Genomic DNA, 25470 nt, shown 5'->3' on the forward strand with positions numbered 1-25470 from the left:
GATAGTAAAGTTGTCTTTTTCAATGCGCAAATCGGCCCTTACAAAGTAAGAGATAAAGTTGAAACTGTTTATTATGACAGTAGCCGAGTGTCGTACACACTGATCGATGCGTTTCTACAAAAGGTCGGTGAATTTGAAGCATGGTTCAGTTTCGCCGACAGCGAAGAACCGGAATCTGATTTATTTAGTACGATGCGCTTCAATTATCGAGTTCTTCCTGGTATTCGCAAAAACATTTGGGAAGGAAATTACTTTTGGGATTTGCAAGAGTTGGTCGAGTACTATAAGAGGTACAAATCTTTGATTTCAAGCATCGTGGAAAACAAAGATTTCAGTGGATTGATCGATGAACTTTCAGAAATCGATGGACGTACGAATCAACTAGATAATTTTGCGACAGCTTCAAAGACGGATGCAGAACAGGGAATCGCTACAAATAAATTTATGACCCCTCAACGCGTAACACAGCAAACTGATGCACGATTAGCAACCGATGAGGAAGCAAAGCTTGGAGTTAATAATACAAAGTTAATGACCCCAGAAACTGCCAAGAATTTTTACGATTCAAATAAAGTGACAAAACATTTTGCTACAGGTGACTTGTCAGAAGTGAAGTACGGCAATATTTATCTAGCACGCATGGGAGATATTGTGATTATGCACGGAGCCATGACAACCTTAGACGATGCAGTAGAAAAAAATAATAATACCTTTACACCACTTGTTATTCCTGACGGATTCAAGCCAACAGTAGAAACAGCAGTGCAAAATTATGTGCCGGCGATGTTCAATGTATATTTTGGCCGTGCTAAAGTCGATGGTTCGCTTGAATTGAAAGTCGCAATGGATGGCAGTCATTATCACAATATTGAATCATCATGGACAACGGCTGATGAATTTCCCAGATGAGGCCGGGGAGACGTTGCCTCGGCTGTATTTCGTGAAAGCACTAGAACAACTAAAAGAAAATTTAAATCCTAGTGCTTTTAATTTAGGTATTGTAACAGACTCGCATTTTGATGAAGGGACATGGCGAACTCAAGCTTTCCGTTCATTGAAAAATTTGAATAATATTCTGTACATTCAAAATGATTTAGATGCTATCGCTGCTTTAGGCGACAACGTGGATAGCGAACACAAAGACAAATCAGTGAATATTCGAAATTTAGAGCGTTACTGTGAGCGATTCTCGCAAGGTAATAATTCAAATAAATTTATCATACGTGGTAATCATGACGAGGGTTCAGCTGTATGGGATCCCTCAAACGAAGGGAATAAGGTGCTGTTAGAAAACATTTTGACCGGAGAAGAGCAACAAGAAATTTTTGATCAGTATCTAAGTCGAGAAGGGAAAAACTACAACCATGAAGGACAATATCACTATAAAGATTTTCCAGATAAAAAAGTACGGCTTGTGCTTATTGATACCCTAGATAATCCGTTGACTAAAAATATAAATGGAACACTTAAATATGTGGATCAATGGCATTATGGAATTCAAGAAACTCAATTAAAATGGATAGCAGAACAAGCGCTAGGAACATTGCCGGAAGATTATCATGTATTATTTACTTCGCACGTTCCGATTATGCCTGAAACAGTTACAACAGATCCGATTGTTAATGGTAACTTATTAAAGCAATTGATAAAAGCTTTCATCGAGAAGAAGGAAATTCAACTTACATCTAATGTAGAAGATTTTTCTGTCAATTTTTCGGTAGACTTCTCCAGCCGTGCAGAAAGTCTTTTAGTTGGATTTTTTGCAGGACATCGACATGCAGAATACTTCTATGCTGCTGATGAAATGGATGGCTTTTATTCTACTGTTTTGGATTGTGCGTTTGTTCGTGATGATGCCACTATCGGAACTGTTGAAGAAGATGCCTTTGTCGTTCTAGAACTCGATACAGAAAAGCGCAGAGTCAAATTGCATGGATTTGGACGAGCTACTGATCGAGAATATACTTATTAGGAGGGAGCGTATGAATAGGAAGACAGGAGAAATTGTAGTACCGACAGAACCAGCCAGTCATGCTACAAAAATCACTGGATTTACGTTTAAGTCTTACGACAAGAGCGCTGGTGTATTACAATTTCAAATTAAAAATCAAGACGGAAGTCCTACCGATTTAATCGATGCGACTGTTCGTCTTTTTATGTACATCTATCAAGGAGAAGAGAAAAAAGAATTTCCTATTTTTGATAACCAAATCATTACTGATAGCTATATGCAAGGTATTGTAAAATACCCGATTCCTGACATGTTACTTTCTTACGAAGGTAAAGTTGATGCGAATGTTTACATCGATTTTCCAGACGGCAGTCACACTGACAATTTAGGCTTTACATTCAATATCGAGAAATCAGTGATTGATGGCGATGTTCAATTAAATGGAGAATATTATTTAAAAGATTTCAAGCAATTACTCGATGGTGTACAACAAGAAGCGGACGAGGCAGTGGCAAAAGCTTTAGAAGGACTTGATCAAACCGTCAATGATGCCAAAGCAGATGTAGATAAATTTGTGCAAGAAGCAACAGGAACAGTTAACCAAACAATGGAAGACCTCAATGAAAAATTAAAAACGACTCAAGATCAAGTAGTAAAAGTCTCACAGACGGCAGAAACTATTCAAACGGATTTAGCTACTGTACAAGGTGAGCTTTCAGAGGCAGAAAAATATTTTGTTAAGCAAGAAACCCTTGAAAAAGGATCGATGATTTTCAAAGATACAATGCTAACTACTCAGGACTGGAATGACATAACAGAAAGCGGCATTTATTATTGTGCAGCTGCAACTGGTGAAAATATGCCTTACAGCGGTAAACTATACGGCTTTTTGACTGTCTACAATGAATTAGCGGTGATTATACAGAAGTATGAGTTCCAAGGCGCTGTATATATGAGAACTTTTGCCGGAAACCCTGCAACGTGGGGGAGTTGGCTTAAATTTGTAACTTCTAAAGAGATGAAAGAAACGTTAGAAGTGGAAATAAGCAAAGCAAAAAAAGATATCTATTCGTTGGGCGAGTGGAAAATATTGACATTGGCGAGTGGCTATAAAGGTGCGGAAGGAACAACTCCAAAATATAGAATTAACACGGTAAATGGGCGCCATAATGTAGTTTTTAATGGTGCTATTACTACCACAACTGAAACATTGCCAAGTCAAGGCCAACAGCACGTAATTGCAGTGTTACCTGATGAACTTATTCCCACTATTACAAAAATGGGGGTAGGTGCGACGGGTCTTTTTACAACAACGTGTAGAATAGCTGTTGCGACTAATGGAAATTTGTATATAGGAAATGATAGCGGTAAGGATGTTAAATACTGTTATTTAGATTTATTTCAATACTGGTTAGATTAATATTAGCGTACTCAAAGTAGCTTGTTTTTTAATACAAGAAAAGTTGGTGAATCATGGAAAAATTATTAGGATCGTTACTCTCAAACCCCGAACAAATCAGCTTCGCTGTTTTGTTTGTGGGTTTATTTATTTGGGTAATGCAGCAGAACAACGCACGAGAAAAAAGATATCAAAGTACTATTGATAAATTGACAAATGCATTGGGCGATGTGGAAGCAATCAAAAGCACTGTGGAGAAAATCCACGAAAAACTACAGTAGGAGGTGAAAGAAATGAAAAACATTAACTGGAAAGTACGAATGAAGAATAAATCATTTTGGCTGGCGATTGTGTCAGCAGGGCTATTACTATCACAAGTTATCGCCGTTCCATTCGGCTATAAATTTGAAATTGACGTAATCAATAAACAATTGCTAGATATTGTCAATGCAGCATTTGCATTTCTATCTATTCTAGGTGTTGTGACTGATCCAACAACTAGAGGTGTGTCTGACAGTGAACAAGCAATGACTTATAAAAAACCGAAAATTGACCCACTTCCGGATTATGGTGATGGTCAGGAATTTACAGAACGAAAGGATGTTAAATAATGAGTAAAGAAAATATGATTAAATGGATGCAGGCTCGCAAAGGAAAAGTCACTTATGATATGTACCATCGGCTTGGACCTAATTCTTACGATTGCAGTTCTGCAGTTTTTTACTCAATGATCGCTGGAGGTTTTTTACCGTCTGGATCAATGGGAAATACTGAAACCCTCTTCGGTATGGTTGGGACGAAACTGAAAAAAATTAGTCGTTCGGAAGTAAAACGAGGAGATATCTTTATTTCGGGTACTCCTGGAGGGTCAGATGGATCGGCTGGTCATACAGGCATTTTTCTAAGTAATGGATCATTTATCCACTGCTCTCATACGCATAACGGAATCGCGGTTGACACTAACGATGCTTATATGAGTACACGATTGCAACACAATTTCTATCGTATTATCGATGGCGGAACTGCTAACACAGACAATAAACCACAGATGATCCAATTGGCTCTTGATGGTCAGTTTGGCAATGCAACTGCTAGACGTCTGCAAGAATACTTTGACACAGCTGGCAAAGACGGAGTAATCAGTCATCAATTCAAACAAACATTTAATCAAAATATTTACGCTGCTCAATTTGACAATACGTTGACTGGGTCGAATGTCATCAGAGCTTTACAAGGTTTCTTAGGCATTGCTCAAGACGGATTGTGTGGGCAAGGTACAATCAAAGCATTACAAAGACATTTAGGCACCACGCAAGACGGAGGAGTAATCAGTCCTGTATCTAATGCAGTGAAAGAATTACAGCGGCGGTTAAATGCGAATAAACTATAAATTTAATATTGCAGAAATAAATCCTTCTTTCTAGAGAAGGATCTACATAGACTTGTATTACCCCATTAATTAGTAAAATAGTTTCAAACGACTTATAAAGTTATGCTATACTGATTACTGAAAATATTAAAAAGGAGTATAAAATGAATAATATCAAAAGAAAAATAATGCTGAATAGAGAATTAATTTTGCTGATAATAGGGATTTGGTTTGTTTTTTTTCTATTTAATTTTTACATGCCGACTGTCAGATCAGATGACTTAGTTTATGCAGAAAGGTTAGACAAGTGGGGTTATTTAGGAGCTTCTTTAGATCATTATAGAACTTGGAGTTCAAGAATTATTATTGAACTTTTTCTGATGTTTTTTTCAAAACATTTTACGCTGTGGAAATTATTAAATTCAACTGTTATGTTAGGAAACGTAATATTACTTTGTAAGTATGTTTTTGAAAAAATTGGTGTGAAGAATTTAATGATAGTTTCTTCTATTTATTGTCTGATACCGTTGACGGTAATGGGAGAAACAGGATGGCGGGCAACCACGTTAAATTATCAATGGCCAGTGACATTTTGCTTGTTAGTTTTTTACCCTTTTTACCAACTTTTAAGAGACGAGAAAATCAATATGAAAATATATTGGATTAGTATTCCTCTATTGATATTTTCAGCTAATCAAGAGCAAGTTAATGTATGTTTCTTTGCGTTGACGAGTATAGTTACTGTTTATTTACTGTTCAAAAAAAATTATAGTTATAAGTTGCTGGTTTTTTCTGTAATTAGTTTTATTGAATTAATTTTTTCCCTAACAACTCCTGGAAATTCCGTAAGAGCTACACAAGAAGTAGGTAGATGGTTTCCTCAATATGAACACTTTAATTTTTTAAATAAATTAGATTTGGGTATTTCTTCGTTCGGAAAACCCTTTTTCTTAGATACTAATATTTTATTTTTATTATTATTCTTTTTAACATTTACAATGACTTATATGAACTGCCATAATTATTATTTGAGACTAGTATCCGCATTACCTCTATTTTTAAATCTCATTATTTACTATGGTAATACAGTATCTACAGGGTTTATTAATGTAGGAGGGAATAGTAGATCTTTAATTTGGAGTAGTAGTAATTTAAATAATCTTTTTACTAAGACAGGTACTAAGCTATCATTTTCTTATCCTGGCACATGGGTAGCGACTTTACTAATTTTAGGTTTAATGATTTGTTTGCTCCTAGGAATTTATTTAAGTTTTACCAATAAAAAAATAGCTTTATTTTTATCTCTTTTAATGGTGATGGGATTCTGTTCAAGAGTAATTATGGGATTTTCTCCAACGGTTTGGGCTTCAGGAATGAGAACATATTATATACTTTATGTTGTTGTAGCCATAGTAGTGTTAATGTTTATCAGAGAATTGATAAAAAAATTAAATTATCAAAAGACTGAACTATTACAAATTAGCTTAACCATGCTAGGAATCTGTACTATCATATTGACAGTAATAAATAGATAACATATGAATTTGTAGATTAATTATTTACTCATTCTGTGCCAAATTATGTGCCAAATAGTTTTTGAAATCGTTCGAATTGTTTGAAGTCTCGGATTAGAAAAGCTTTATTTATTAATTAAATAGAATTAGTTAGAGCTATGATTAGTTCTCCTGTGACGCTAAAAAACCGTTAGAAACCTCAGTTTCTAACGGTTTTTCTTTGTTTTTTGTGCCAATATTGTTTGTTTTCAAAGGCAAATAAAATAAAAAAAACATCTTTATCTAGTACAATTATAGGAAGTAAAAATAAAATCCATCAGAAAGAGGAAGCAAATATGTCAATATTATCAAAAATTTTAGTCACTCTAGTGGCCATCGAATTTTTTTATATCATGTACATCGAAACAGTAAGAACTGATTCCGATACGACAAGCAGAGTTTTTAAAATGAATAAAGAAGAATTAAGCAGAAAATCTGTTCAAACATTATTTAAGAATCAAGGAGTATACAATGGACTATTAGGGGTGGGACTACTTTACGGAGCTTACCTTTCTTCCGCACCTAAAGAAATTACAAGTATGCTGTTGCTATCAATTTTTATTGTTGCATTGTATGGAAGTCTGACTAGCGATCGCTGGATTTTACTAAAACAAGGTGGGTTAGCTCTGTTGGCCTTGCTTTCTATTTTCTTCTAAATGTAGAAAAACAAGGATCTATTGGACAGGAAACTTTGTGAAAAATATTACTTTTTCTCATGAAATATGCTATTCTAATGAATGGTATTTTAGAAAATTTCATGAAAAGGAGTTAGATAGGTGTTCAAAAATTATGTTTTATCACTAAAAAAAGAATTTTTAGGTTATGATCTTTCAAGATTTCAGAAAGATCTTTTGGCTGGAATCACAGTAGCTGCTGTAGCATTGCCTTTAGCTTTGGCTTTTGGGGTATCAAGCGGAGCCGATGCGTCCGCAGGTTTGATTACGGCTATCATTGCCGGTCTCGTTATTGGCGGTTTATCAGGCGGTTTTTATCAAATATCAGGTCCGACAGGCGCAATGGCAGCTATTCTAATGTCCATTGCGGCAACAAAGGGAATGCAAGGTGTGTTGCTTGCTACTTTTTTGGCAGGTCTATTTTTACTTGCAGCAGGACTTTTCCGATTAGGAACACTAACTTCTTTTATCCCAGCACCAGTAATCACAGGATTTACTTCAGGTATTGCTATTATTATTGCATTAGGTCAGATCGATAATTTGTTTGGTGTTCATTCGGAAGGTACAAATGTTATTGAAAAGCTAAGTAGTTATCAAACACTAGGTTTTCCAATAAACATAGCATCTTTGATTATGGGAGGACTAGTCATTTTAGGGATGTTCATCTATCCGAAAAAATGGGCGAAACGAATGCCTAGTTCGCTGTTGGCCATCATTTTAGCAACAGTAGTTACGCTACTGTGTCATTTACCAGTAGACACTGTTGGTAACATCCCACAAACACTGATCAGCAGTAATCGCTTGGGCTTGGGAGATTTTAGCTTTTCTGCCTTGCAACAAGTAGCCGTTCCGGCCATTAGCATTGCTCTGTTAGGGATGATTGAGAGCTTATTATGTGGTGCTTCTGCTGGTCGAATGGCGAATAAGTCATTAGACAGTAACCAAGAATTAGTGGCACAAGGGGTGGGAAATCTATTGCTTCCTTTTTTTGGCGGGATTCCTGCTACTGCAGCCATTGCTCGTACAAGTGTGGCCATCAAATCTGGCGCACAAACCAGATTAGCTGGCATGATCCATGCAGTTGTCTTGTTGCTTTCCATGCTTGTTTTTGCGCCAGTGATGTCACAGATTCCGATGCCGGCACTTGCAGGTGTTTTGATCGTGACGGCTTGGCGTATGAATGAATGGAGAACGATTAAGGAGCTATTTGTTCATAAATATTGGTCAGCTATTCTATTGTTTGTTCTTACAATGATTTGTACAGTCATCTTTGATTTAAGTATTGCTATTGTAATTGGGATTATCGGCGGTTGTGTATTTTTTGTTGTAAAAAGTGCGGCTATCACGATTTCATTAGAAACAATCGATTGGCAAAGAATGGGGCTGCCAGAAACGGAAAAGCTGAATAATTGGACAGTAGTGTACATCAGCGGTCCGCTATTTTTCATGTCTTCAGAGAAACTAAAAAATAAATTGGAAGAACTAAACCATCACGACGGTGTCATCTTCTCCATGCGTGGCGTACCAAGTATTGATTTGACGGCACGCGCAGTTTTTGATGAATTTCAAGAAAAAGCAGAACAGAGAGGACAAACGATTATCTATACTTCCTTGCAGCCGGAAGTAGAAAAACAACTTTCTCACTTATGGGAATATACATCCACACATCAACATCAAACAGTTGCTCATGCGTTGACAGCATTGCATGCGAAATATACTGCAATGAGCCATTAAAACAATGAAAAAGAACAGACAAGACTGTAAACTAACAATTTCACCGTCTTGTCTGTTCTTTTTAATCTTGTTGTAAAAGTGAAGCTAGTACTTGCCAATCTTGATGGATAACAGGTACAAGGGAACGATTATAAAAAATAGCTGCTGGATGAAAAAGTGGAAGGATACGATAGTTTTTTTCTGACCATTCGTAGGCATCTTTTTGTTTTGTTAGCTGTAAGACGGGACCTGTATAGAGTTGACCATGGTTTTTGGTAACAGTATATTCTTTACCAAGTAATCGTTGCAGGCCAATATTTCCAAGTGTCGCAATTAATTTTGGCTGGACTTCCATCAGTTCGTAATCCAGTATCGGTGCGTGTGCAAATACTTCGGATCGCGTAGGTGTACGATTTGGATAAACAGTTTCTGTCTGTTGTGTCCGTTTATTGATCCGATGAGTCACGCGATACGGGCGACTCCGTACAGCACTGGTGATATAGACATCTTCTCGTGTTAAACCAGTGGAAGAAAGTGCCTGCATCAATTCTTTTCCAGCTTGTCCGCTAAAAGGGATGTGTGTATCAATCTCTGTTTTCCCTGGGGCTTCTCCTACAAGCATTAATTTAGGATGAAGAGGTCCTTGCCCAGTGACAAACCCTTCTACAGGACGGTCGTTCATCCTTAAAGAAGCCTCTTGTATCAATTCTGTTGGGTATTCCATTTGTGCTCCTCCTTTTTCTTTTATTATAAGAAGAAAAGAAACGCAATGCGACTATTTTATTTGGCAGAAACGAAGAGGAAAGAAAAGCAGGAGAACGATTGTTTAAATCTTTATTTCATTTTTTGACTTTAAATTTAGTTGACGAACAGCGGCTGTTCTGGTAAGCTAGTACTGTTGTAATTGTGGACTCCACAGCTACAACCGCTCAGAACAAGTAATAAGCACAGCAGATGCTGTCACTTCGGATGGCGAGTCTAAGTATATCAGAAGGAGGTGCTTTATAGCATGTACGCAATTATTAAAACTGGTGGTAAACAAGTAAAAGTTGAAGTTGGACAAGCAATCTATGTTGAAAAACTTGACGTTGAAGCAGGAGAAAAAGTTGTTTTTGACGAAGTTATCTTAGTAGGTGGCGAATCTACAAAAGTAGGCGCTCCAACTGTTGCAGGTGCAACTGTTGAAGGTACTGTTGAAAAACACGGCAAACAAAAGAAAGTCGTTACTTTCAAATACAAACCTAAAAAACATTCACACCGCAAACAAGGTCATCGTCAACCATATACAAAAGTGGTTATCGACGCGATCAACGCTTAATCAGCGTTTGAGAAAGAAGGCCTATATATGATCAAAGGAACATTTAAGCGAAATGACGCAGGTCAGATCGTTTCATTCACTTTGACCGGGCATGCTGATGCTGGTCCTTATGGAAGTGATATCGTTTGTGCAGGTGTTTCTGCGTTAGCGATCAGCACTGTCAACGGGATTGCCTCATTAGCCGGTTTTGAACCGATTGTTGAAATGAATGAAGAAGAAGGCGGTTATCTTTATACCGAAGTCACTTCAGGAATGACACAAGAACAAAACAATATTGCTGAGATTCTATTAGAAAATCTTTTATTAGGTTTACAATCAATAGAAGCTGAAAACTCAGAATATATCCAAATTAAAACAATCAATGATAAATAGGAGGTGCAGACCATGTTGTTATCTATGAATCTACAATTATTTGCCCACAAAAAAGGTGGCGGTTCTACATCTAACGGCCGTGACTCAGAATCAAAACGTCTAGGTGCTAAACGCGCTGATGGACAAACAGTTACAGGTGGATCAATTCTTTATCGTCAACGCGGTACAAAAATCTATCCAGGTGTAAACGTGGGTATCGGTGGAGACGACACTTTATTTGCAAAAGTTGATGGCGTAGTACGTTTCGAACGTAAAGGCCGTAACAAAAAACAAGTGTCTGTTTATCCAGTAGCTCAAGAAGCTTAATTGAAGCTTGCGATTAAAGAGGTTGTGACAAGATTTTTGTCACAACCTCTTTTTTGTTTATAAAAAAAGTTGGAATGAAGGATGCGAAGGTTGCCATGTCTTTTTACGCTTAAGATTTTTTTGCCATTTTGTAATCAGAATGTTTTGATAACTATTGTTTTTATTGATGAAAGCGATATCGTTTGCTATCAGCAGCATCATTGTAGGATAAATAGTGTTCTTTTTCTTGTTTCCGATATAAAAATGGAGTTGATATTTTGTGTTCTTTTATCTTCATTACGCTTGTCCCTTCGCTTGTTGTCAACGAAACAAAATCAGGTAAATAGTTGACGAAACGGAAATAAATACATAGTATTATGTTTTGAAGCCTAAGAACAACAGTCTATAGAAAAGGAGCGATACCATTGGCAAAACGCATGGACCGAATTTATATGTATGTCAAAGAAAAAACCGCTCATTTAACAAAGGCAGAATATGACCAAGGAGTAACGACACAAGAAATTGCTGAAGTGTTAGGAATCCAAAGAACGAATAGCAGTAAAGATCTGAATCAGCTAGTGCGCGAAGGAAAACTGATAAAGACAGATGGACGACCAGTACGTTACATATATCAAACACTCGCTACGCACGTAAAGCCAGCTGCAAAACATGTGGTCAGTTACAAAGAAACGCCGGTCTCTGAAGAAAAAAATACGCTCCAGATAGATACTAAGGATATCTTTGCAAAAATCATTGGAGCTAATGGTAGCATGAAAAACTCAGTGGAACAGGCAAAAGCTGCGATCTTGTATCCGCCAAGAGGATTAAATTGCTTGATTACAGGACCTACCGGATCAGGAAAGACTTATTTTGCGCACGCGATGTATCATTTTGCCAAAGCACATCATGTAATAGATGAGGAAACGGAACTGATTGTTTTCAATTGTGCTGATTACGCGAATAACCCTGAGCTTTTGATGAGCCATTTATTTGGGTATGCAAAAGGAGCCTTTACAGGTGCAGATGAAGAAAAAATGGGAATTATCGATCAAGCGGATGGTGGTATGTTATTTCTGGATGAAATTCACCGATTGCCTCCAGAAGGTCAAGAAATGATCTTTTACTTTATGGATCACGGGACTTACAGTCGACTTGGAGAAACAACGAAATCTCATGAAGCAAATGTACGAATCGTAGGTGCGACCACAGAAGATCCAGGCTCTTCGCTATTGGAAACTTTTGTTCGGCGTATCCCAATTAATATCAAACTTCCGGCTTTTGAAAAACGCCCTGCAAATGAGAAAGTCGATTTAGTAAAAATTATGATTGCCCACGAAGCGAACCGCACGCAACGAAAGATCTCTTTGACAGAAGATGTAGCAAAAGCACTGATTGGCAGTGTGACTTATGGGAATATAGGTCAATTGAAGTCGAATATCCAGTTAGTATGCGCACGAGGATTTCTAAATCATATGCAATCTCCCGAAATATCGATTACGATTGATGATTTGACAGAAGGGATTCGTAGCGGATTGATTCAATTAGCAAGCAACCGCAGTGCAATGGCAGAGCTTTCTAAAATATTGGAGCCAAAGATAACTGTAGCACCAAACGATACAATCATGAAAATCCAATCAGACTCCTATGAATTACCTTATAATCTATATGATATCATCGGAGATAAAGCAGCTTTGCTGAAGTCGGATGGGTTGGACCAAGAAGCAATCAATCACTTTATTTCTACAGATATCAACATCCATCTGAAGTCTTTTTATAAAGACCATGGGTTTTCTTTTAATGCAGATAGCAAATTAGCAGAATTTGTAGATCCAAAAATCATAGAAGTGACCAATCAGATTTATGTAATGGTCAAAAGATCTTTACCATATGACTTTCAGCAAAACTTTATTTATGCTATGAGCTTGCATATCAGTTCGTTTTTGAAAAAGATCAATTTAGGAGAAGAACGGCATACGAATGATAATATCCGTGAGATGGCATTTGATTTTCCAGATGAATATGCTGTTGCGAAAGAAGTGCGTAGTTATATAGAAACGTATTTTCAAGTGGATATTCCAGAAAGTGAAGACTACTACTTGACTGTTCTACTCGTCTCGTTACGGGCGAACCAAGCAAGCGGCAGAATCGGTGTAGTCGTTGCAGCTCACGGAAACAGTACAGCGAGCAGTATGGTTCAGGTTGTCCAACAGTTGTTAGATGCAGAGAACGTACGAGCAGTAGACATGCCGTTGGATATGGATCCGAAAACAGCTTTAGACCGCATTGAACGCAATGTACAAGAAGTAGATGAAGGAAGCGGGGTCATACTATTAGTGGATATGGGGTCCCTCGCCTCATTTAATTCGCAAATTCAGCGAGACACCGGGATACCTGTACGTACCGTTGACATGGTAACAACTTCTCTAGTTTTGGAAACTGTACGAAAGGTCTCTGTATTAGGGACAGATTTAGATATGTTGCATGAATCATTGAAGAATTTTCGAGGTTACGCAGAAATATCTTCTGTAGAACCTGTCCGGGAAACAAAACCTATCCATAAGAAAAAAGCTGTTTTGGCCATTTGTGCATCTGGCGAAGGTACAGCGCAAAGAATCAAAGAATTGATCGAACGAGCGGTAAATAAGCGTCAAGAAACAGAATTAGAAGTTCTAGCTTTGTCGATTGTGGAAGTGAAAGAAGAATTGCCAGTTATCCAAAAAGAATATCAGATCATAGCAACTACTGGAATTACTGATTTGAATATCCAAGCACCATTTATTCCTTTAGAGCGCTTCATTGATCAAAATATCGAAGTCATTTTGGATCAGTTGCTTATGGAATCAGAAATGGAAGAAACTGAATTCGTCTCGCTAGATGAAGAGACAGCTAAAAAAACATGTGTTGAATTTATCTCTGAGAACTTCATCTTTATCAATGGTAGTAAACTAATTGATCCAATGTGGCAATTTTCTACACAAATCTCTCAGACGATGGGAATTGGCAATGAAGAATATGGCTTTAAGATCAACTTAGTGATGCACACAGCAGGAATGATCGAACGGATTATTCGAAATGAAACGTTGATGGTGGAACAAAACGAATTGACGAATATAACGAGTGATCCTCTTTATAATCAATTAACAGCCTCGGTTGTCCTGCTAGAAGATAAGATAAAAGTAAAAGTGCCAATAGAAGAAATGTATTATCTGCTACGTCTAGTGCATAATCAGCTAGATAAAAAAGAATACACTATGCCTTAAATACACAAAAACGATACACTTTTATAGTGTATCGTTTTTGTGTATTGGTTAAGAATCCTTTAAATTCAATTAGTGTATCACAAAAAAATTGGCACGCTTTTTGCTTATAGTAGTGTGTGCTAGGAGGTGGTTGTTCACACAGAAATGATAGGGGTTTCTGTGAAGTAGTGAGGAAGAAGGAGTTTTGCAGATGGATATTCGATTGGCACGTATAGATGATCGTTTAATCCACGGGCAGGTCGCAACAGTTTGGTCGAAGCAAACAGGTGTTGAACGTATCATTGTGATCAGCGATGTAGTTGCTCAAGATAAATTGAGAAAGTTTCTATTAAAAGAAGCTGCACCGCCGGGAATCACAGCAAATGTAATAACCGTGCAGAAAATGATTCAAATCTATCATAGTGGACTATTATCACGAGCAAAAGTGATGCTTTTATTCACCAATCCTCAAGATGTTGAAGCGGTTGTCCGCTGCGGTGTACAGTTGAAGTCGTTGAATATCGGCGGTATGAGTTTTACTGAAGGCAAATCAATGATTACCAATTTTGTTTCAGTAAATCAACAAGATATTGATTCCTTTCGTTACTTGAACAGTCAAGAAGTGGAGTTAGAGATTCGAAAAGTACCTGCTGACAGGAAAATCCTTTTGATGGAACTACTAGCGAAAATCAAAAAGGTGTAACAAAAATGGTTGTTGGAAAAGGTCAAATAATTCTGTTGTAATGGTTAGCAATTATTAATATTTTTGAATTTGTTACAACAAAAGTAAATAGGAGGCATAAATATGGTAGGGATTATCCTAGCAAGTCATGGACAATTTGCTGAAGGAATCTTACAATCCGGTTCAATGATCTTTGGCGAACAAGAAAACGTCAAAGCTGTGATTTTGAAACCAAGTGAAGGTCCAGATGACTTGAGAGCCAAATTGGAAGAAGCGGTTGCTTCTTTTGATAATCAAGACGAAGTGTTATTCTTAGTTGATTTATGGGGCGGAACACCGTTCAATCAATCAAACACATTATTCGAAGAGCACAAAGATAAATGGGCAATCGTCAGCGGTTTGAATTTGCCAATGTTGATTGAAGCCTATGCATCACGCTTTTCAATGGAATCTGCTCATGAAATTGCAGCGCATATCATTGAAACAGCAAAAGATGGTGTAAAAGTGAAACCGGAAGAATTAGAACCGGCAGAAGCACCGAAAGCAGCAGTACAACAAACGTCAGCTGCAGGAGCTCCTGGTAAATTCAGTTATGTTTTAGCCCGTATCGATTCACGTCTGCTTCATGGACAAGTAGCAACAGCGTGGACAAAAGCAACGAATCCAACACGCATTATCGTTGTTTCTGATGCGGTAGCAAAAGACGATCTTCGTAAGAAATTGATCCAACAAGCTGCTCCTCCAGGTGTAAAAGCACACGTTGTTCCAGTTGAAAAAATGATCGAACTTGCGAAAGATGATCAACATTTTGGCGGACAACGCGCGTTACTGTTATTCGAAAATCCTCAAGATGTTTTAAGAGCAGTTGAAGGCGGCGTACCGTTGGAGACAGTGAATGTCGGATCAATGGCACACTCACCTGGTAAAGTACAACCAAATAAAGTGTTGGCGTTTAGCCAAGCTGATATTGATACTTTCAATAAATTAAAAGAAGCTGGAATCAATTTCGATGTACGTAAAGTACCAAATGATTCAAAAGGAAACATGGATGAAATTTTGAAGAAAGCACAAGATGAATTAAACAAACACGCATAGTAAAACTATCAGAAAAAATGGAGGATTAACATCATGGAATTAAACTTTATTCAAGTGATATTAGTCATTATCGTTGCATTTTTAGCTGGTATGGAAGGAATTCTTGATGAATTTCATTTCCATCAACCAGTAATCGCATGTACGTTAATTGGCTTAGTTACTGGGAACCTAATCCCTTGTCTTATCTTAGGTGGTACATTACAAATGATCGCTCTTGGTTGGGCAAACATCGGCGCTGCTGTGGCTCCTGATGCTGCTTTAGCATCTGTTGCATCTGCAATTATTTTAGTATTAGGTGGACAAGGAAGAGCTGGGGTTTCTTCAGCTATCGCTATTGCTGTACCTCTTGCTGTTGCTGGTTTATTATTAACAATCATCTGCCGTACAATCGCAACTGCATTCGTTCATTTAATGGATGCTGCTGCAAAAGAAGGTAACTTTAGAAAAGTTGAATTATGGCACATTATTGCTATCTGCATGCAAGGTATTCGTATTGCTATTCCTGCTGGATTGATCTTAGCTATCGGCGAAGGTCCAGTGAAAGGCTTGCTAGAATCTATGCCAGTCTGGTTAACAGACGGTCTTGCTATTGGTGGAGGTATGGTTGTTGCTGTAGGTTATGCAATGGTTATTAACATGATGGCAACTAAAGAAGTATGGCCATTCTTTGCAATTGGTTTTGTTTTAGCAACTGTTTCCGAAATTACACTTATCGGACTAGGGGCAATCGGTGTAGCTTTAGCTCTTATCTACTTGGCACTTTCTAAACAAGGTGGCGGTTCTGGTAATAATGGTGGAAGCTCAAATACTGGTGACCCACTGGGCGATATAATCGATAACTATTAAGGGAGGCGTACACGAAAATGGCAGAAGAAAGAATTCAATTATCTAAAAAAGATCGTGTTTCTGTTTGGTGGCGTTCGACTTTCCTTCAAGGATCTTGGAACTACGAACGTATGCAAAATGGTGGCTGGGCATTCTCTATGATTCCAGCAATTAAAAAATTATATAAAACAAAAGAAGATCGTGCGGCTGCATTGGAACGTCACTTAGAGTTCTTCAATACACATCCATATGTAGCATCTCCAATTATTGGGGTTACTCTAGCACTTGAAGAAGAACGGGCAAATGGTGCACCTGTTGATGACGTAACAATTCAAGGGGTTAAGGTTGGTATGATGGGGCCTTTAGCTGGTATCGGTGACCCAGTATTCTGGTTTACAGTAAAACCTATCCTTGGAGCGTTGGCTGCTTCTCTAGCGATGAGCGGGAACATCTTAGGACCTATCATTTACTTCCTAGGTTGGAACATCATCCGTATGGCATTTATGTGGTATACACAAGAATTTGGTTATAAAGCTGGTTCTAAAATTACAGAAGATTTATCTGGTGGATTATTGCAAGATATCACAAAAGGTGCTTCGATTCTAGGGATGTTTATTCTTGGATCGCTAGTTAATCGCTGGGTATCAATTAACTTTACTCCTGTTGTTTCAACAGTCAAACTTGATAAAGGTGCCTATATCGACTGGAATAACTTGCCTTCTGGTGCAGAAGGAATTAAAACTGCATTGGAACAACAAGCTGCTGGTTTGTCACTGTCATCTGAAAAAGTAACTACTTTACAAGATAACTTGAATAGTTTGATTCCTGGTCTAGCTGCTCTATGTTTAACATTATTCTGTATGTGGTTACTTAAGAAAAAAGTATCACCTATTGTCATTATCCTTGGATTATTTGTGGTTGGTATTGTCTTCCACTTGATTGGGTTAATGTAATCTTGAAAATATATGTAAGTTAAGTAATGGTTGAAACTACTTGTTTCTGAAAAAACGGTTACTTTGGAAAACTGTGCCAATTCCTATTGGCACAGTTTTTTTATCAGTACATTAGAAGATTCTTTGCTTAAATAGGTAAAAACATCTATAATTGATTCACTAGTTAATTTAAAGAATGGAGTAGAATAAATGGTACAATCAATCAATACGAAAGTCGATTTAACGATTAATGCTACTTCCTATCTGGGAATTGCTGAGTATGGAAAAATCATGATTGGCGATAAAGGTTTTGAATTTTACAATGAAAGAGATGCCCGAAAATTTGTTCAGATTCCATGGGAAGAAGTCGACTATGTGATTGCTTCCGTTATGTTCAAAGGAAAATGGATTCCTCGTTTTGCTATCCAAACAAAAAGAAATGGGACTTATTCTTTTTCTTCTAAAAAGCCCAAAATGGTGTTAAAAGCGATACGTGAATATGTAGAACCTAGTCATATGGTTAAATCATTAAGCTTAGTCGATGTTATCAAACGAGGGATCAAAGGGATTTTCAAACCCAAGTAAAAAATAAAAGTTGACCAAACCAATTATTTGTCCCCTTTAAATCCCTTATGCTAAAATTGATTAGCAAAGAAGGAGGTTATATTATGAGTTGGTTATGGACATTGATTGTTGGAGCTGTGATCGGAGCGATTGCAGGTGCAATCACCAGCAAAGGAAATTCGATGGGCTGTATCACGAATATCATTGCTGGATTAGTTGGTTCAAGTATTGGACAAGCGATTTTCGGCGAATGGGGACCAAAAGCTGCAGGTATGGCACTTATTCCATCTATTTTAGGTGCAGTGATTTTGGTAGCAGTTGTCTCGTTTTTCTTTGGAAAACGGTCATAAGTTTTTTACAAAATAGTAAACTAAAAGGAGTTGCAGCGAGACTGTGACTCCTTTTTGGCTTTCTTTCTTTAAAAGAAAAAGAAGTTTTCCGGAAATTTTTATTTAACTGTCGTGTACGAAGAAAAGTTTGCTATAATAGAAAAAAGCGTGCAAAGAAAGAGGGAGTTTCATTATGATGCTACGTGTAGAAAAATTGCGCAAAAAAATGCAAGAAGAAAATTTGGATTCATTTTTGGTTACCAGTCCGTACAATCTTCGTTACTTAACGAACTTTACAGGTACGACAGGATTAGCTGTTATTACTTTGGAAAATGCATTTTTTATTACTGATTTTCGTTATACCGAGCAGGCGGCAGCGCAGGCTCAAGGATTTGAAATTATTAAAAATGTCGGACCTATTTTTGATGAGGTAGCAAACTTAGTACGCAAAGAAGAACTGCACTCATTAGCTTTTGAGGAAACAACAGTCTCATTTTTAGAATATTCGGTTTTAGAAGAAATCATCGATGCGGAATTAGTACCTGTTTCACAGATGATTGAAGAACTTAGAGAAGTGAAAGATGAAGAAGAAATCGCCATTATCGAAAAAGCATGTAATATTGCGGATATGGCTTATGATCACATCCTGAAAATGATCCAACCGGGCATGACTGAGATTGAAGTCGCAAATCAACTAGACTTTTATATGCGTTCTCTTGGCGCTTCAGGTGTTTCTTTTGATACGATCGTTGCTAGCGGATTGCGTTCGGCTATGCCGCATGGTGTAGCAAGCAAGAAACTCATCGAACAAGGTGACTTGATCACGTTGGATTTTGGCTGCTATTACGAAGGATATGTTTCTGATATGACACGTACATTCGCTATTGGTGATCCTGGAGAAAAATTAAAAGAAATATATCAAGTAGTTCTAGATGCGCAATTAGCGGTTATTGATGCTGCGAAACCAGGAATGACTGGTGTACAATTAGACGCAGTTGCTAGAGATTATATTTCAAAACATGGTTACGGTGAAGCATTTGGACATTCTACAGGACATGGGATCGGTCTGGAGATCCACGAAGGACCGAATGTTTCTTCTCGTGCGGAAAAACAATTTGTACCAGGAAATGTAATTACTGACGAGCCAGGGATCTACTTACCAGGAATCGGTGGGGTACGTATTGAGGACGATTTGCTGATCACAGAAGATGGCAATCGTGTATTGACTCGTTCACCAAAAGAATTGATCATCTTATAGTCTCGTCCATAAAAGAAGTAAGCGTAAAAATCAGTGTTCACAGACTTTGTTATAGAAAATCGCTTGATTTAATGATACACTATAGAAGAACTTTTAAGCTGTAAGAGATAATAAAGTTGGATATTTTCTCCAATTCATAGCAATTTGCAGCTGATCGGCGGCAGTTTTTTTACCAAATGATCATTATAGCCGCATCATAGAGAATTCGGATGTATCTCGTGCTTAGGCAAAGGGAGGAATAAATAAATGGCAGATGAAAAAAATTTGATTTTAAACGCAAACCAAGATTTGGGAGAGATTGTGATTGCTCCTGAAGTCATCGAAGTAATCATCGGGATTGCTGCTTCTAAAGTAGAAGGCGTATACGGAATGCGCGGAACTTTTGCCAGCAATGTCACTGAATTATTAGGACGAGCAGCTCACGGAAAAGGTGTTTACTTGGCAAATGAGGAAGATGGCTTGAAAGTAGATCTTTACTGCTACCTGGAATATGGTGTTTCAGTTCCTAAAGTTGCAATGGAAATGCAAGAACGGGTTAGCCAGCAAGTCCTTTTCATGACAGATATCGATCTAGCTGAAGTCAATATCCATGTAGTAGCTGTTGTTCCTGAAAAATTAGAACAACCAACAATCGAAGAACTTTTTGAAGACGAAGAGGAAGAGAATGAATAAAGAATTATCAAGACACGAGATTCGGGAGATGGCATTGCAGGCTTTATTTCCGTTAGACTTCAATGCAGACCTAACAAAAGAAGATGCGATTTTCAACGCAATCGAATTAGACCACCGCGACATGATCAATGAAGATGAATCAGAGTTTGTTCCTGTTTATCTTGATACGCTAGTTGGCGGTGTCTGTGCAAAAAAAGATGAATTGGATAAAGTGATCGAAAAACATTTGAAAAACAATTGGCATATCAATCGGATCTCAAAAATGGATTTGGTGATCTTGCGTATCGCGATTTTTGAAATGACTTATGTGACAGATGTACCAGCGGCTGTTGCTTTAAATGAAGCAATTGAGTTGGCAAAAACATTTAGTGATGACCGTTCGCGTAAATTCGTCAACGGTGTTTTATCCAATGTATTAAAAGAATTAGAAGCTGGGGCGTAAGTCCTAGCTTTTTTCTGTGAATCATCATAAACCTGTTATAAATCGGGAAAATTCTATGGTAGAATGAAAACACAAAAAATATCTGGGAGTGGTTAGATGGCAGAATTGATTAACGGAAAAGAATTAGCTGAAAAAATGCAGGCAGACATTGCTGAAAAAATCCAAAAATTGAAAGATAATGGTATCCATCCCGGATTAGTTGTTTTATTGGTAGGGGAAAATCCAGCCAGTCAAATCTATGTAAGAAATAAAGAACGCGTAGCAAAAGAAATCGGAATCCATTCATCAGTAGAGCGTTATCCTGAGACGATTTCTGAAAACGAACTACTTGCAGAAATCGAAAAATACAATCAAGATCCTAGATTTCATGGTATATTGGTCCAATTACCATTGCCAAAGCATATAGATGAAGAAAAGATCCTGTTAGCTATCCGTCCTGAAAAAGACGTAGACGGTTTTCATCCAATGAATTTAGGCAGACTCCTTGCGGGTAAACCGGACAAGATTCCTTGTACGCCATACGGCATCATGAAAATGTTTGAAGCTTATTCTATCGATCCGGCGGGTAAACGAGCAGTAGTTATCGGACGAAGCAATATCGTCGGCAAACCGATGGCTCAGCTGCTCTTGATGGCAGATGCAACTGTTACTGTTGCTCATTCTAAAACCGAAAATCTGGCTGAACTGGCACAAGAAGCAGATATCTTAGTCGTAGCAATAGGACGTGGACATTTTGTCACAAAAGAATTCGTAAAACCAGGTGCTGTAGTGATCGATGTAGGGATGAACCGTGATGCTAACGGTAAGCTGATCGGTGATGTGAAATTTGATGAAGTGGAGCCTATTGCAGGCTGGATCACTCCTGTGCCAAAGGGTGTAGGGCCAATGACTATCACAATGCTGATGTATCAAACCGTAAAATCTGCCGAAGCTTTTGGAGCAGGTGAATAAATGGCACAAGAATATTTAACTGTCACTACATTAACGAGGTATTTGAAACGTAAATTTGATGCCGATCCTTATTTAGAACGGGTATATTTAACCGGTGAAATATCGAATTTCCGTTTACGCGCCAATGCCCATCAATATTTCAGCTTAAAAGATGATCATGCAAAAATATCTGCTATTATGTTCAAAGGTGCATTCCAAAAATTACGATTCCATCCAAAAGAAGGAATGAAAGTCCTTGTTGTTGGGCGTATTTCACTCTATGAAGCGGGAGGTTCGTATCAAATCTATGTAGAGCACATGGAGCCTGATGGAATAGGTGCTTTATATCAAGAATTGGAAGAACGAAAAGAAAAGCTGATGAAGGAAGGCCTTTTTCAAGGTCCTAAAAAAATGTTGCCGCGTTTCCCAAAGCGAATCGCGATTCTTACCAGTCCAAGCGGAGCGGTTATACGCGATATCATCACGACGGTGAAAAGAAGGTATCCAATTGTCCAATTGGTTTTGTTCCCAACCGTTGTACAAGGGAATCAAGCAGCGGACAATGTTGTCAAAAATATCCGACGAGTAGAAGAGATGGGCGATTTTGATACAATGATCATTGGTCGTGGGGGCGGATCGATTGAGGATTTGTGGCCGTTTAATGAAGAACGGGTTGCCCGAGCGATTTATCAAGCCAATACGCCGGTGATCTCATCTGTGGGACATGAAACAGATACCACGATCGCTGATTTAGTAGCAGATGTTCGGGCTGCTACTCCAACAGCAGCTGCAGAATTAGCTGTTCCTGTTTTGTCAGAAGAGTTGATGCGCATTCAAGAACGGCAAGCTAGATTGCAGCAGGCGTTTGTACGCCAGATCCAGCGCAAACAAGAACGGTTCGAGCGTGCTCGACGTTCCTATGTCTTTCGGCAGCCTGAAAGATTGTATGAAGGTCAGACCATCAAATTAGATCAATTGAAACAGCGATTATATCAAGCTACACAGCAGATTTATCATGCAAAAGAAAAGCAAACGATCGCGTTAAGCCACCAATTGGAACAAGTGGCTCCGCTTTATCGAGTCAAAGCAGCCCGCCAAGAAACTGCTTATCTAGAAAAACGTTTAGAAGAGAAAATCCAACAATATATGAAACAACAGCAGCAGCGTTTTGCTCAAGCTGTTCAATCTCTTGATTTGTTGAGTCCATTGAAAATCATGGGAAGAGGCTACAGCTATACGACGTTAAATGATCAAGTAGTAAAAAGTGTCTCCGAGATTCATCAAGGGGATTTGCTGACAATCCATTATCAAGATGGAATCGTTAAAGGACAAGTACAAGAGATAGATAAAGGAGAATAAGAATATGGAAAATCCAACTTTTGAAGAGTCACTGCAAGAATTAGAAAAAATCGTCATGCAGCTAGAACAAGGAGACGTTCCATTAGAATCAGCTCTAGATTCGTTTAAACGAGGAATGGAATTAAGCAAACATTGCCAAGATACCTTAGCTAAAGCAGAAGAAACTTTGACGAAAATGATGACAGAATCAAATGAAGAAGTTGATTTTGACGGAAACGAGGAAAGCTGAGATGAGATTAACTGACTTTTCAGCTATTCATCTACCTGCTGTAGAAAAAGAAATCTTGTCTTTTTTAGATGAACATACGACGGATAGAGCGCTCTGTGATGCGATGACTTATTCAGTGAAAGCAGGTGGAAAAAGAATCCGTCCCTTATTACTTTTAGCGGCCGTTGCTTCCTTTGATGAGCCTATCGATGTTCCCGTCTATCAAGTAGCAGCTGCTTTAGAAATGGTGCATACGTATTCCTTGATCCACGATGATTTGCCTGCGATGGACAATGATGATCTTCGAAGGGGAAAACCTACCAATCACAAAGTATTCGGCGAAGCGTTAGCTATATTGGCTGGAGATGGTTTACTGACAGGCGCATTCCAGCTGATCAGTATGGCACACTTGGGTCATTCTCCTAAGCTTCTGTTGCTTCAGCAATTAGCTGTTTGTGCGGGGGCACAAGGTATGGTGGCTGGACAAGCTGCAGATATCGAAGGAGAATCAAAAAAGCTTTCATTAGAGGAATTAGCATTTATTCATGAAAGAAAGACAGGACGTTTGATTCGTTATGCCTTGCTAGCTGGAGGTATATTAGCGAAGCAACCTGAAGAAATCTTATTGCTACTTCAACGATTAGCCGAACATTTAGGTTTGGCTTTCCAGATAAGAGATGATCTACTTGATGTGATTGGTACAACGAAAACGTTAGGGAAAACAGCTGGCAAAGATGAACGTATGGAAAAAAACACTTACCCGCGTTTATTAGGACTAGAAAAGACACATGAGGCGTTGGAGATTGAGTTGTTATCCGCTAATAAGATCATAGACAAATTAGAAGAGGACGTTTTTTCTTTTGATGGCAGGCTGATGCGCCAGATGATCAAGCAATTTGATGTGGAGAAATGAGGGAAAGAATGGAAAAAGAACGCGTAGATGTATTAGCGGTCAAACAAGGATTATTTGAAACAAGAGAACAAGCCAAACGTTCAGTTATGGCTGGTTTGATTTACAACGAAAAAAACGAGCGGTTTGATAAACCGGGAGAAAAAATTCCAGTAAGTAGTGAATTAAGAGTCAAAGGTAAAAAACTTCCTTATGTTTCTCGGGGTGGATTAAAATTAGAAAAAGCGCTCAAAGCATTTGATCTATCTGTTGAAGGAAAAACATTGTTAGATATCGGTGCTTCCACTGGCGGATTTACTGATGCAGCTTTGCAAAATGGCGCTAAAATGAGCTATGCTTTAGATGTCGGTTACAATCAGCTAGCTTGGAAAATCAGACAAGATCCTAGAGTCGTCGTAATGGAAAGAGTGAATTTTCGTTATGCAAAACCCGAAGACTTTACCTTAGGGATTCCAGAAGTTGCTGTCATCGATGTTTCTTTTATTTCACTAAAACTGATGCTGCCTCCATTACATGCTATTTTAAAAGAAGAGGGAGAAGTGATTGCCTTAATCAAACCCCAATTCGAAGCAGGCAGAGAAGCTGTAGGGAAAAACGGAATTGTTCGTGACGCACAGACCCATCAAAAAATTTTAGAAGACATTTTGTCATTTGCGGCACAAGGTGGATATGATGTGCTGGAAGTAAGTTATTCTCCAATCACGGGGGGAGAAGGAAATATCGAGTTCTTGGCTCACTTGAGGAAGGTACCTGAAAGCGGCACGATCAATCCAGCTATTAATATGGCAGAAGTGGTTTCAAACGCACACGAACAGTTTGACCATAAATAAATTGTAACTGTGAAAATCAAGTGAGAAGTATGCGGATTCTTCTTTATTATACCAAGGAAATAAGCTATCATTGGTTAAGAAGAATAAGCTAAGGAGCGAAGACGTAATGAGAAAAAAAGATCGGCATCGTTTGATTACTCGATTGTTGAGTGAGCAAGATATCCGAAAGCAGGAAGAATTTGTTGAAATCCTGAAAAGCAAAGGAATATCTGTTACTCAAGCTACGATTTCCAGAGATATAAAGGAACTAAAACTGATTAAGGTACCGGCCTCAGATGGCGGCTACCGTTATAGTATACCAGCTGAAACAAATGAAGATGTAAATACTAAATTGGAAAAACTGTTAAAAGACGCTTTCGTAGCAGTTGACCAAATGGAAAAATTTGTTACTTTGAAAACTTTGCCGGGGAATGCTTCGGCAGCAGCGAATTTGATCGATAAGCGCTACAAGAAAGAATTATTTTCGATTATCAATGATGACGATAATGTTTTGATGATTACACGAACTGAAGACCAGGCAGTTTTACTAAAGAAAGACTTCCTGCATTACCTTTAAGTTGA

Annotated in this window: 28 protein-coding genes, 1 pseudogene and 1 other annotated feature; of the genes and pseudogenes, 28 read left to right on the forward strand and 1 reads right to left on the reverse strand. The window is 38.1% G+C overall.

What is annotated here, in order from left to right; genetic code table 11:
* From HMPREF2731_RS14505 to HMPREF2731_RS08825, 9 genes and pseudogenes are all read left to right on the forward strand, one after another.
* Positions 1–909 (forward strand): phage baseplate upper protein (locus tag HMPREF2731_RS14505; RefSeq protein WP_256337595.1); only part of this gene is annotated, 909 nt, incomplete at its 5' end.
* Positions 848–1972, forward strand: a complete 1125-nt coding sequence (locus tag HMPREF2731_RS08790; protein WP_070872796.1) for a metallophosphoesterase — start codon at positions 848–850, stop codon at positions 1970–1972. The genes HMPREF2731_RS14505 and HMPREF2731_RS08790, both read left to right, overlap by 62 nt.
* Positions 1973–1982: 10 nt before the next feature.
* Positions 1983–2475: pseudogene (locus tag HMPREF2731_RS15355) on the forward strand (BppU family phage baseplate upper protein); the annotation flags it as partial.
* Positions 2476–3424: 949 nt separating this feature from the next.
* Positions 3425–3631, forward strand: a complete 207-nt coding sequence (locus HMPREF2731_RS08800; protein ID WP_070872800.1) for a BhlA/UviB family holin-like peptide — start codon at positions 3425–3427, stop codon at positions 3629–3631.
* A 12-nt stretch (positions 3632–3643) separates the two neighbouring features.
* Positions 3644–3961, forward strand: a complete 318-nt coding sequence (locus HMPREF2731_RS08805; RefSeq protein ID WP_083325485.1) for a phage holin — start codon at positions 3644–3646, stop codon at positions 3959–3961.
* A complete protein-coding gene (locus HMPREF2731_RS08810) occupies positions 3958–4740 on the forward strand; it encodes a peptidoglycan amidohydrolase family protein (RefSeq protein ID WP_070872801.1) in 783 nt (260 codons plus the stop codon). The genes HMPREF2731_RS08805 and HMPREF2731_RS08810 overlap by 4 nt, the downstream gene beginning before the upstream one ends.
* 143 nt (positions 4741–4883) lie before the next feature.
* Positions 4884–6254, forward strand: coding sequence for a DUF6056 family protein (locus HMPREF2731_RS08815; protein ID WP_070872803.1), 1371 nt, complete (start codon positions 4884–4886; stop codon positions 6252–6254).
* Positions 6255–6568: 314 nt separating this feature from the next.
* The gene (locus HMPREF2731_RS08820; protein ID WP_002329013.1) at positions 6569–6928 is read left to right on the forward strand and encodes a DUF1304 domain-containing protein; all 360 of its coding nucleotides are present in this window, start codon (positions 6569–6571) and stop codon (positions 6926–6928) included.
* Between the two features lie 120 nt (positions 6929–7048).
* Positions 7049–8680, forward strand: a complete 1632-nt coding sequence (locus HMPREF2731_RS08825; RefSeq protein ID WP_070872805.1) for a SulP family inorganic anion transporter — start codon at positions 7049–7051, stop codon at positions 8678–8680.
* Positions 8681–8741: 61 nt separating this feature from the next.
* On the opposite strand, the gene HMPREF2731_RS08830 is transcribed toward HMPREF2731_RS08825, so the two are convergent.
* Complete coding sequence (locus HMPREF2731_RS08830; protein ID WP_070872807.1) at positions 8742–9383, reverse strand: uracil-DNA glycosylase; 642 nt, start codon at positions 9381–9383, stop codon at positions 8742–8744.
* A 189-nt stretch (positions 9384–9572) separates the two neighbouring features.
* Positions 9573–9649 (forward strand) — a sequence feature (ribosomal protein L21 leader region).
* Positions 9650–9668: 19 nt separating this feature from the next.
* Between HMPREF2731_RS08830 and rplU the strand changes: the two genes are divergently transcribed.
* The 19 genes from rplU to HMPREF2731_RS08925 all read left to right on the forward strand — a co-directional run bounded on the left by rplU (position 9669) and on the right by HMPREF2731_RS08925 (position 25465).
* Entirely contained in the window at positions 9669–9977 is a 309-nt protein-coding gene (rplU, locus tag HMPREF2731_RS08835; RefSeq protein WP_002289450.1) for a 50S ribosomal protein L21, read from the forward strand.
* A gap of 27 nt (positions 9978–10004) precedes the next feature.
* Positions 10005–10349, forward strand: a complete 345-nt coding sequence (locus HMPREF2731_RS08840) for a ribosomal-processing cysteine protease Prp (protein WP_002289451.1) — start codon at positions 10005–10007, stop codon at positions 10347–10349.
* Between the two features lie 12 nt (positions 10350–10361).
* A complete protein-coding gene (gene rpmA, locus HMPREF2731_RS08845; RefSeq protein ID WP_002289452.1) occupies positions 10362–10655 on the forward strand; it encodes a 50S ribosomal protein L27 in 294 nt (97 codons plus the stop codon).
* Positions 10656–11086: 431 nt separating this feature from the next.
* Complete coding sequence (locus HMPREF2731_RS08850; RefSeq protein ID WP_172401376.1) at positions 11087–13894, forward strand: sigma-54-dependent transcriptional regulator; 2808 nt, start codon at positions 11087–11089, stop codon at positions 13892–13894.
* A 190-nt stretch (positions 13895–14084) separates the two neighbouring features.
* Complete coding sequence (locus HMPREF2731_RS08855) at positions 14085–14576, forward strand: mannose/fructose/sorbose PTS transporter subunit IIB (RefSeq protein ID WP_002289455.1); 492 nt, start codon at positions 14085–14087, stop codon at positions 14574–14576.
* Positions 14577–14678: 102 nt separating this feature from the next.
* Positions 14679–15650 (forward strand): mannose/fructose/sorbose PTS transporter subunit IIA, encoded by a 972-nt coding sequence (locus HMPREF2731_RS08860; protein WP_002291900.1) that lies wholly within the window; start codon positions 14679–14681, stop codon positions 15648–15650.
* Between the two features lie 33 nt (positions 15651–15683).
* A complete protein-coding gene (locus HMPREF2731_RS08865) occupies positions 15684–16496 on the forward strand; it encodes a PTS mannose/fructose/sorbose transporter subunit IIC (protein WP_002291898.1) in 813 nt (270 codons plus the stop codon).
* 17 nt (positions 16497–16513) lie between these two features.
* Positions 16514–17428: a PTS system mannose/fructose/sorbose family transporter subunit IID gene (locus HMPREF2731_RS08870; protein ID WP_002291896.1), complete on the forward strand. Its 915-nt coding sequence runs from the start codon at positions 16514–16516 to the stop codon at positions 17426–17428.
* A 189-nt stretch (positions 17429–17617) separates the two neighbouring features.
* Positions 17618–17992 carry a DUF956 family protein gene (locus HMPREF2731_RS08875; protein WP_002291894.1) on the forward strand — a complete coding sequence of 125 codons (375 nt, stop codon included), beginning with the start codon at positions 17618–17620 and terminating at the stop codon, positions 17990–17992.
* Positions 17993–18075: 83 nt separating this feature from the next.
* Positions 18076–18321, forward strand: a complete 246-nt coding sequence (locus HMPREF2731_RS08880) for a GlsB/YeaQ/YmgE family stress response membrane protein (protein ID WP_002291892.1) — start codon at positions 18076–18078, stop codon at positions 18319–18321.
* 172 nt (positions 18322–18493) lie between these two features.
* Complete coding sequence (locus tag HMPREF2731_RS08885; RefSeq protein ID WP_002291890.1) at positions 18494–19558, forward strand: M24 family metallopeptidase; 1065 nt, start codon at positions 18494–18496, stop codon at positions 19556–19558.
* A 246-nt stretch (positions 19559–19804) separates the two neighbouring features.
* Positions 19805–20230 carry an Asp23/Gls24 family envelope stress response protein gene (locus tag HMPREF2731_RS08890; RefSeq protein ID WP_002291889.1) on the forward strand — a complete coding sequence of 142 codons (426 nt, stop codon included), beginning with the start codon at positions 19805–19807 and terminating at the stop codon, positions 20228–20230.
* Positions 20223–20672 (forward strand): transcription antitermination factor NusB, encoded by a 450-nt coding sequence (gene nusB / locus HMPREF2731_RS08895; RefSeq protein ID WP_002286662.1) that lies wholly within the window; start codon positions 20223–20225, stop codon positions 20670–20672. The genes HMPREF2731_RS08890 and nusB overlap by 8 nt, the downstream gene beginning before the upstream one ends.
* 96 nt (positions 20673–20768) lie before the next feature.
* Positions 20769–21623 (forward strand): bifunctional methylenetetrahydrofolate dehydrogenase/methenyltetrahydrofolate cyclohydrolase, encoded by an 855-nt coding sequence (locus tag HMPREF2731_RS08900; protein WP_002291887.1) that lies wholly within the window; start codon positions 20769–20771, stop codon positions 21621–21623.
* On the forward strand, positions 21624–22961 hold the full coding sequence (gene xseA, locus HMPREF2731_RS08905) for an exodeoxyribonuclease VII large subunit (RefSeq protein ID WP_002291885.1): 1338 nt from the start codon (positions 21624–21626) through the stop codon (positions 22959–22961). It abuts the gene before it with no gap.
* Positions 22962–22965: 4 nt separating this feature from the next.
* Positions 22966–23190 carry an exodeoxyribonuclease VII small subunit gene (locus HMPREF2731_RS08910; RefSeq protein WP_002286657.1) on the forward strand — a complete coding sequence of 75 codons (225 nt, stop codon included), beginning with the start codon at positions 22966–22968 and terminating at the stop codon, positions 23188–23190.
* Position 23191: 1 nt separating this feature from the next.
* Entirely contained in the window at positions 23192–24082 is an 891-nt protein-coding gene (locus tag HMPREF2731_RS08915) for a polyprenyl synthetase family protein (protein WP_002329021.1), read from the forward strand.
* Between the two features lie 8 nt (positions 24083–24090).
* Positions 24091–24909 (forward strand): TlyA family RNA methyltransferase, encoded by an 819-nt coding sequence (locus HMPREF2731_RS08920; protein ID WP_002291881.1) that lies wholly within the window; start codon positions 24091–24093, stop codon positions 24907–24909.
* Between the two features lie 106 nt (positions 24910–25015).
* Positions 25016–25465: an arginine repressor gene (locus tag HMPREF2731_RS08925; protein WP_002291879.1), complete on the forward strand. Its 450-nt coding sequence runs from the start codon at positions 25016–25018 to the stop codon at positions 25463–25465.
* Positions 25466–25470 lie beyond the last annotated feature (5 nt).

It is taken from the genome of Enterococcus sp. HMSC072F02 (assembly GCF_001837725.1).
GTDB classification, from domain to species: domain Bacteria; phylum Bacillota; class Bacilli; order Lactobacillales; family Enterococcaceae; genus Enterococcus_B; species Enterococcus_B lactis.

Excerpts from the sequence above, each read along its gene's own strand:
- HMPREF2731_RS08790 (WP_070872796.1), top strand. The coding sequence starts at position 848 with ATGGCAGTCATTATCACAATATTGAATCATCATGGACAACGGCTGATG.
- HMPREF2731_RS08800 (WP_070872800.1), top strand. The coding sequence starts at position 3,425 with ATGGAAAAATTATTAGGATCGTTACTCTCAAACCCCGAACAAATCAGC.
- HMPREF2731_RS08805 (WP_083325485.1), top strand. The coding sequence starts at position 3,644 with ATGAAAAACATTAACTGGAAAGTACGAATGAAGAATAAATCATTTTGG.
- HMPREF2731_RS08815 (WP_070872803.1), top strand. The coding sequence starts at position 4,884 with ATGAATAATATCAAAAGAAAAATAATGCTGAATAGAGAATTAATTTTG.
- HMPREF2731_RS08820 (WP_002329013.1), top strand. The coding sequence starts at position 6,569 with ATGTCAATATTATCAAAAATTTTAGTCACTCTAGTGGCCATCGAATTT.
- HMPREF2731_RS08830 (WP_070872807.1), bottom strand. The coding sequence starts at position 9,383 with ATGGAATACCCAACAGAATTGATACAAGAGGCTTCTTTAAGGATGAAC.
- rplU (WP_002289450.1), top strand. The coding sequence starts at position 9,669 with ATGTACGCAATTATTAAAACTGGTGGTAAACAAGTAAAAGTTGAAGTT.
- HMPREF2731_RS08840 (WP_002289451.1), top strand. The coding sequence starts at position 10,005 with ATGATCAAAGGAACATTTAAGCGAAATGACGCAGGTCAGATCGTTTCA.
- rpmA (WP_002289452.1), top strand. The coding sequence starts at position 10,362 with ATGTTGTTATCTATGAATCTACAATTATTTGCCCACAAAAAAGGTGGC.
- HMPREF2731_RS08850 (WP_172401376.1), top strand. The coding sequence starts at position 11,087 with ATGTATGTCAAAGAAAAAACCGCTCATTTAACAAAGGCAGAATATGAC.
- HMPREF2731_RS08855 (WP_002289455.1), top strand. The coding sequence starts at position 14,085 with ATGGATATTCGATTGGCACGTATAGATGATCGTTTAATCCACGGGCAG.
- HMPREF2731_RS08860 (WP_002291900.1), top strand. The coding sequence starts at position 14,679 with ATGGTAGGGATTATCCTAGCAAGTCATGGACAATTTGCTGAAGGAATC.
- HMPREF2731_RS08865 (WP_002291898.1), top strand. The coding sequence starts at position 15,684 with ATGGAATTAAACTTTATTCAAGTGATATTAGTCATTATCGTTGCATTT.
- HMPREF2731_RS08870 (WP_002291896.1), top strand. The coding sequence starts at position 16,514 with ATGGCAGAAGAAAGAATTCAATTATCTAAAAAAGATCGTGTTTCTGTT.
- HMPREF2731_RS08875 (WP_002291894.1), top strand. The coding sequence starts at position 17,618 with ATGGTACAATCAATCAATACGAAAGTCGATTTAACGATTAATGCTACT.
- HMPREF2731_RS08880 (WP_002291892.1), top strand. The coding sequence starts at position 18,076 with ATGAGTTGGTTATGGACATTGATTGTTGGAGCTGTGATCGGAGCGATT.
- HMPREF2731_RS08885 (WP_002291890.1), top strand. The coding sequence starts at position 18,494 with ATGATGCTACGTGTAGAAAAATTGCGCAAAAAAATGCAAGAAGAAAAT.
- HMPREF2731_RS08890 (WP_002291889.1), top strand. The coding sequence starts at position 19,805 with ATGGCAGATGAAAAAAATTTGATTTTAAACGCAAACCAAGATTTGGGA.
- nusB (WP_002286662.1), top strand. The coding sequence starts at position 20,223 with ATGAATAAAGAATTATCAAGACACGAGATTCGGGAGATGGCATTGCAG.
- HMPREF2731_RS08900 (WP_002291887.1), top strand. The coding sequence starts at position 20,769 with ATGGCAGAATTGATTAACGGAAAAGAATTAGCTGAAAAAATGCAGGCA.
- xseA (WP_002291885.1), top strand. The coding sequence starts at position 21,624 with ATGGCACAAGAATATTTAACTGTCACTACATTAACGAGGTATTTGAAA.
- HMPREF2731_RS08910 (WP_002286657.1), top strand. The coding sequence starts at position 22,966 with ATGGAAAATCCAACTTTTGAAGAGTCACTGCAAGAATTAGAAAAAATC.
- HMPREF2731_RS08915 (WP_002329021.1), top strand. The coding sequence starts at position 23,192 with ATGAGATTAACTGACTTTTCAGCTATTCATCTACCTGCTGTAGAAAAA.
- HMPREF2731_RS08920 (WP_002291881.1), top strand. The coding sequence starts at position 24,091 with ATGGAAAAAGAACGCGTAGATGTATTAGCGGTCAAACAAGGATTATTT.
- HMPREF2731_RS08925 (WP_002291879.1), top strand. The coding sequence starts at position 25,016 with ATGAGAAAAAAAGATCGGCATCGTTTGATTACTCGATTGTTGAGTGAG.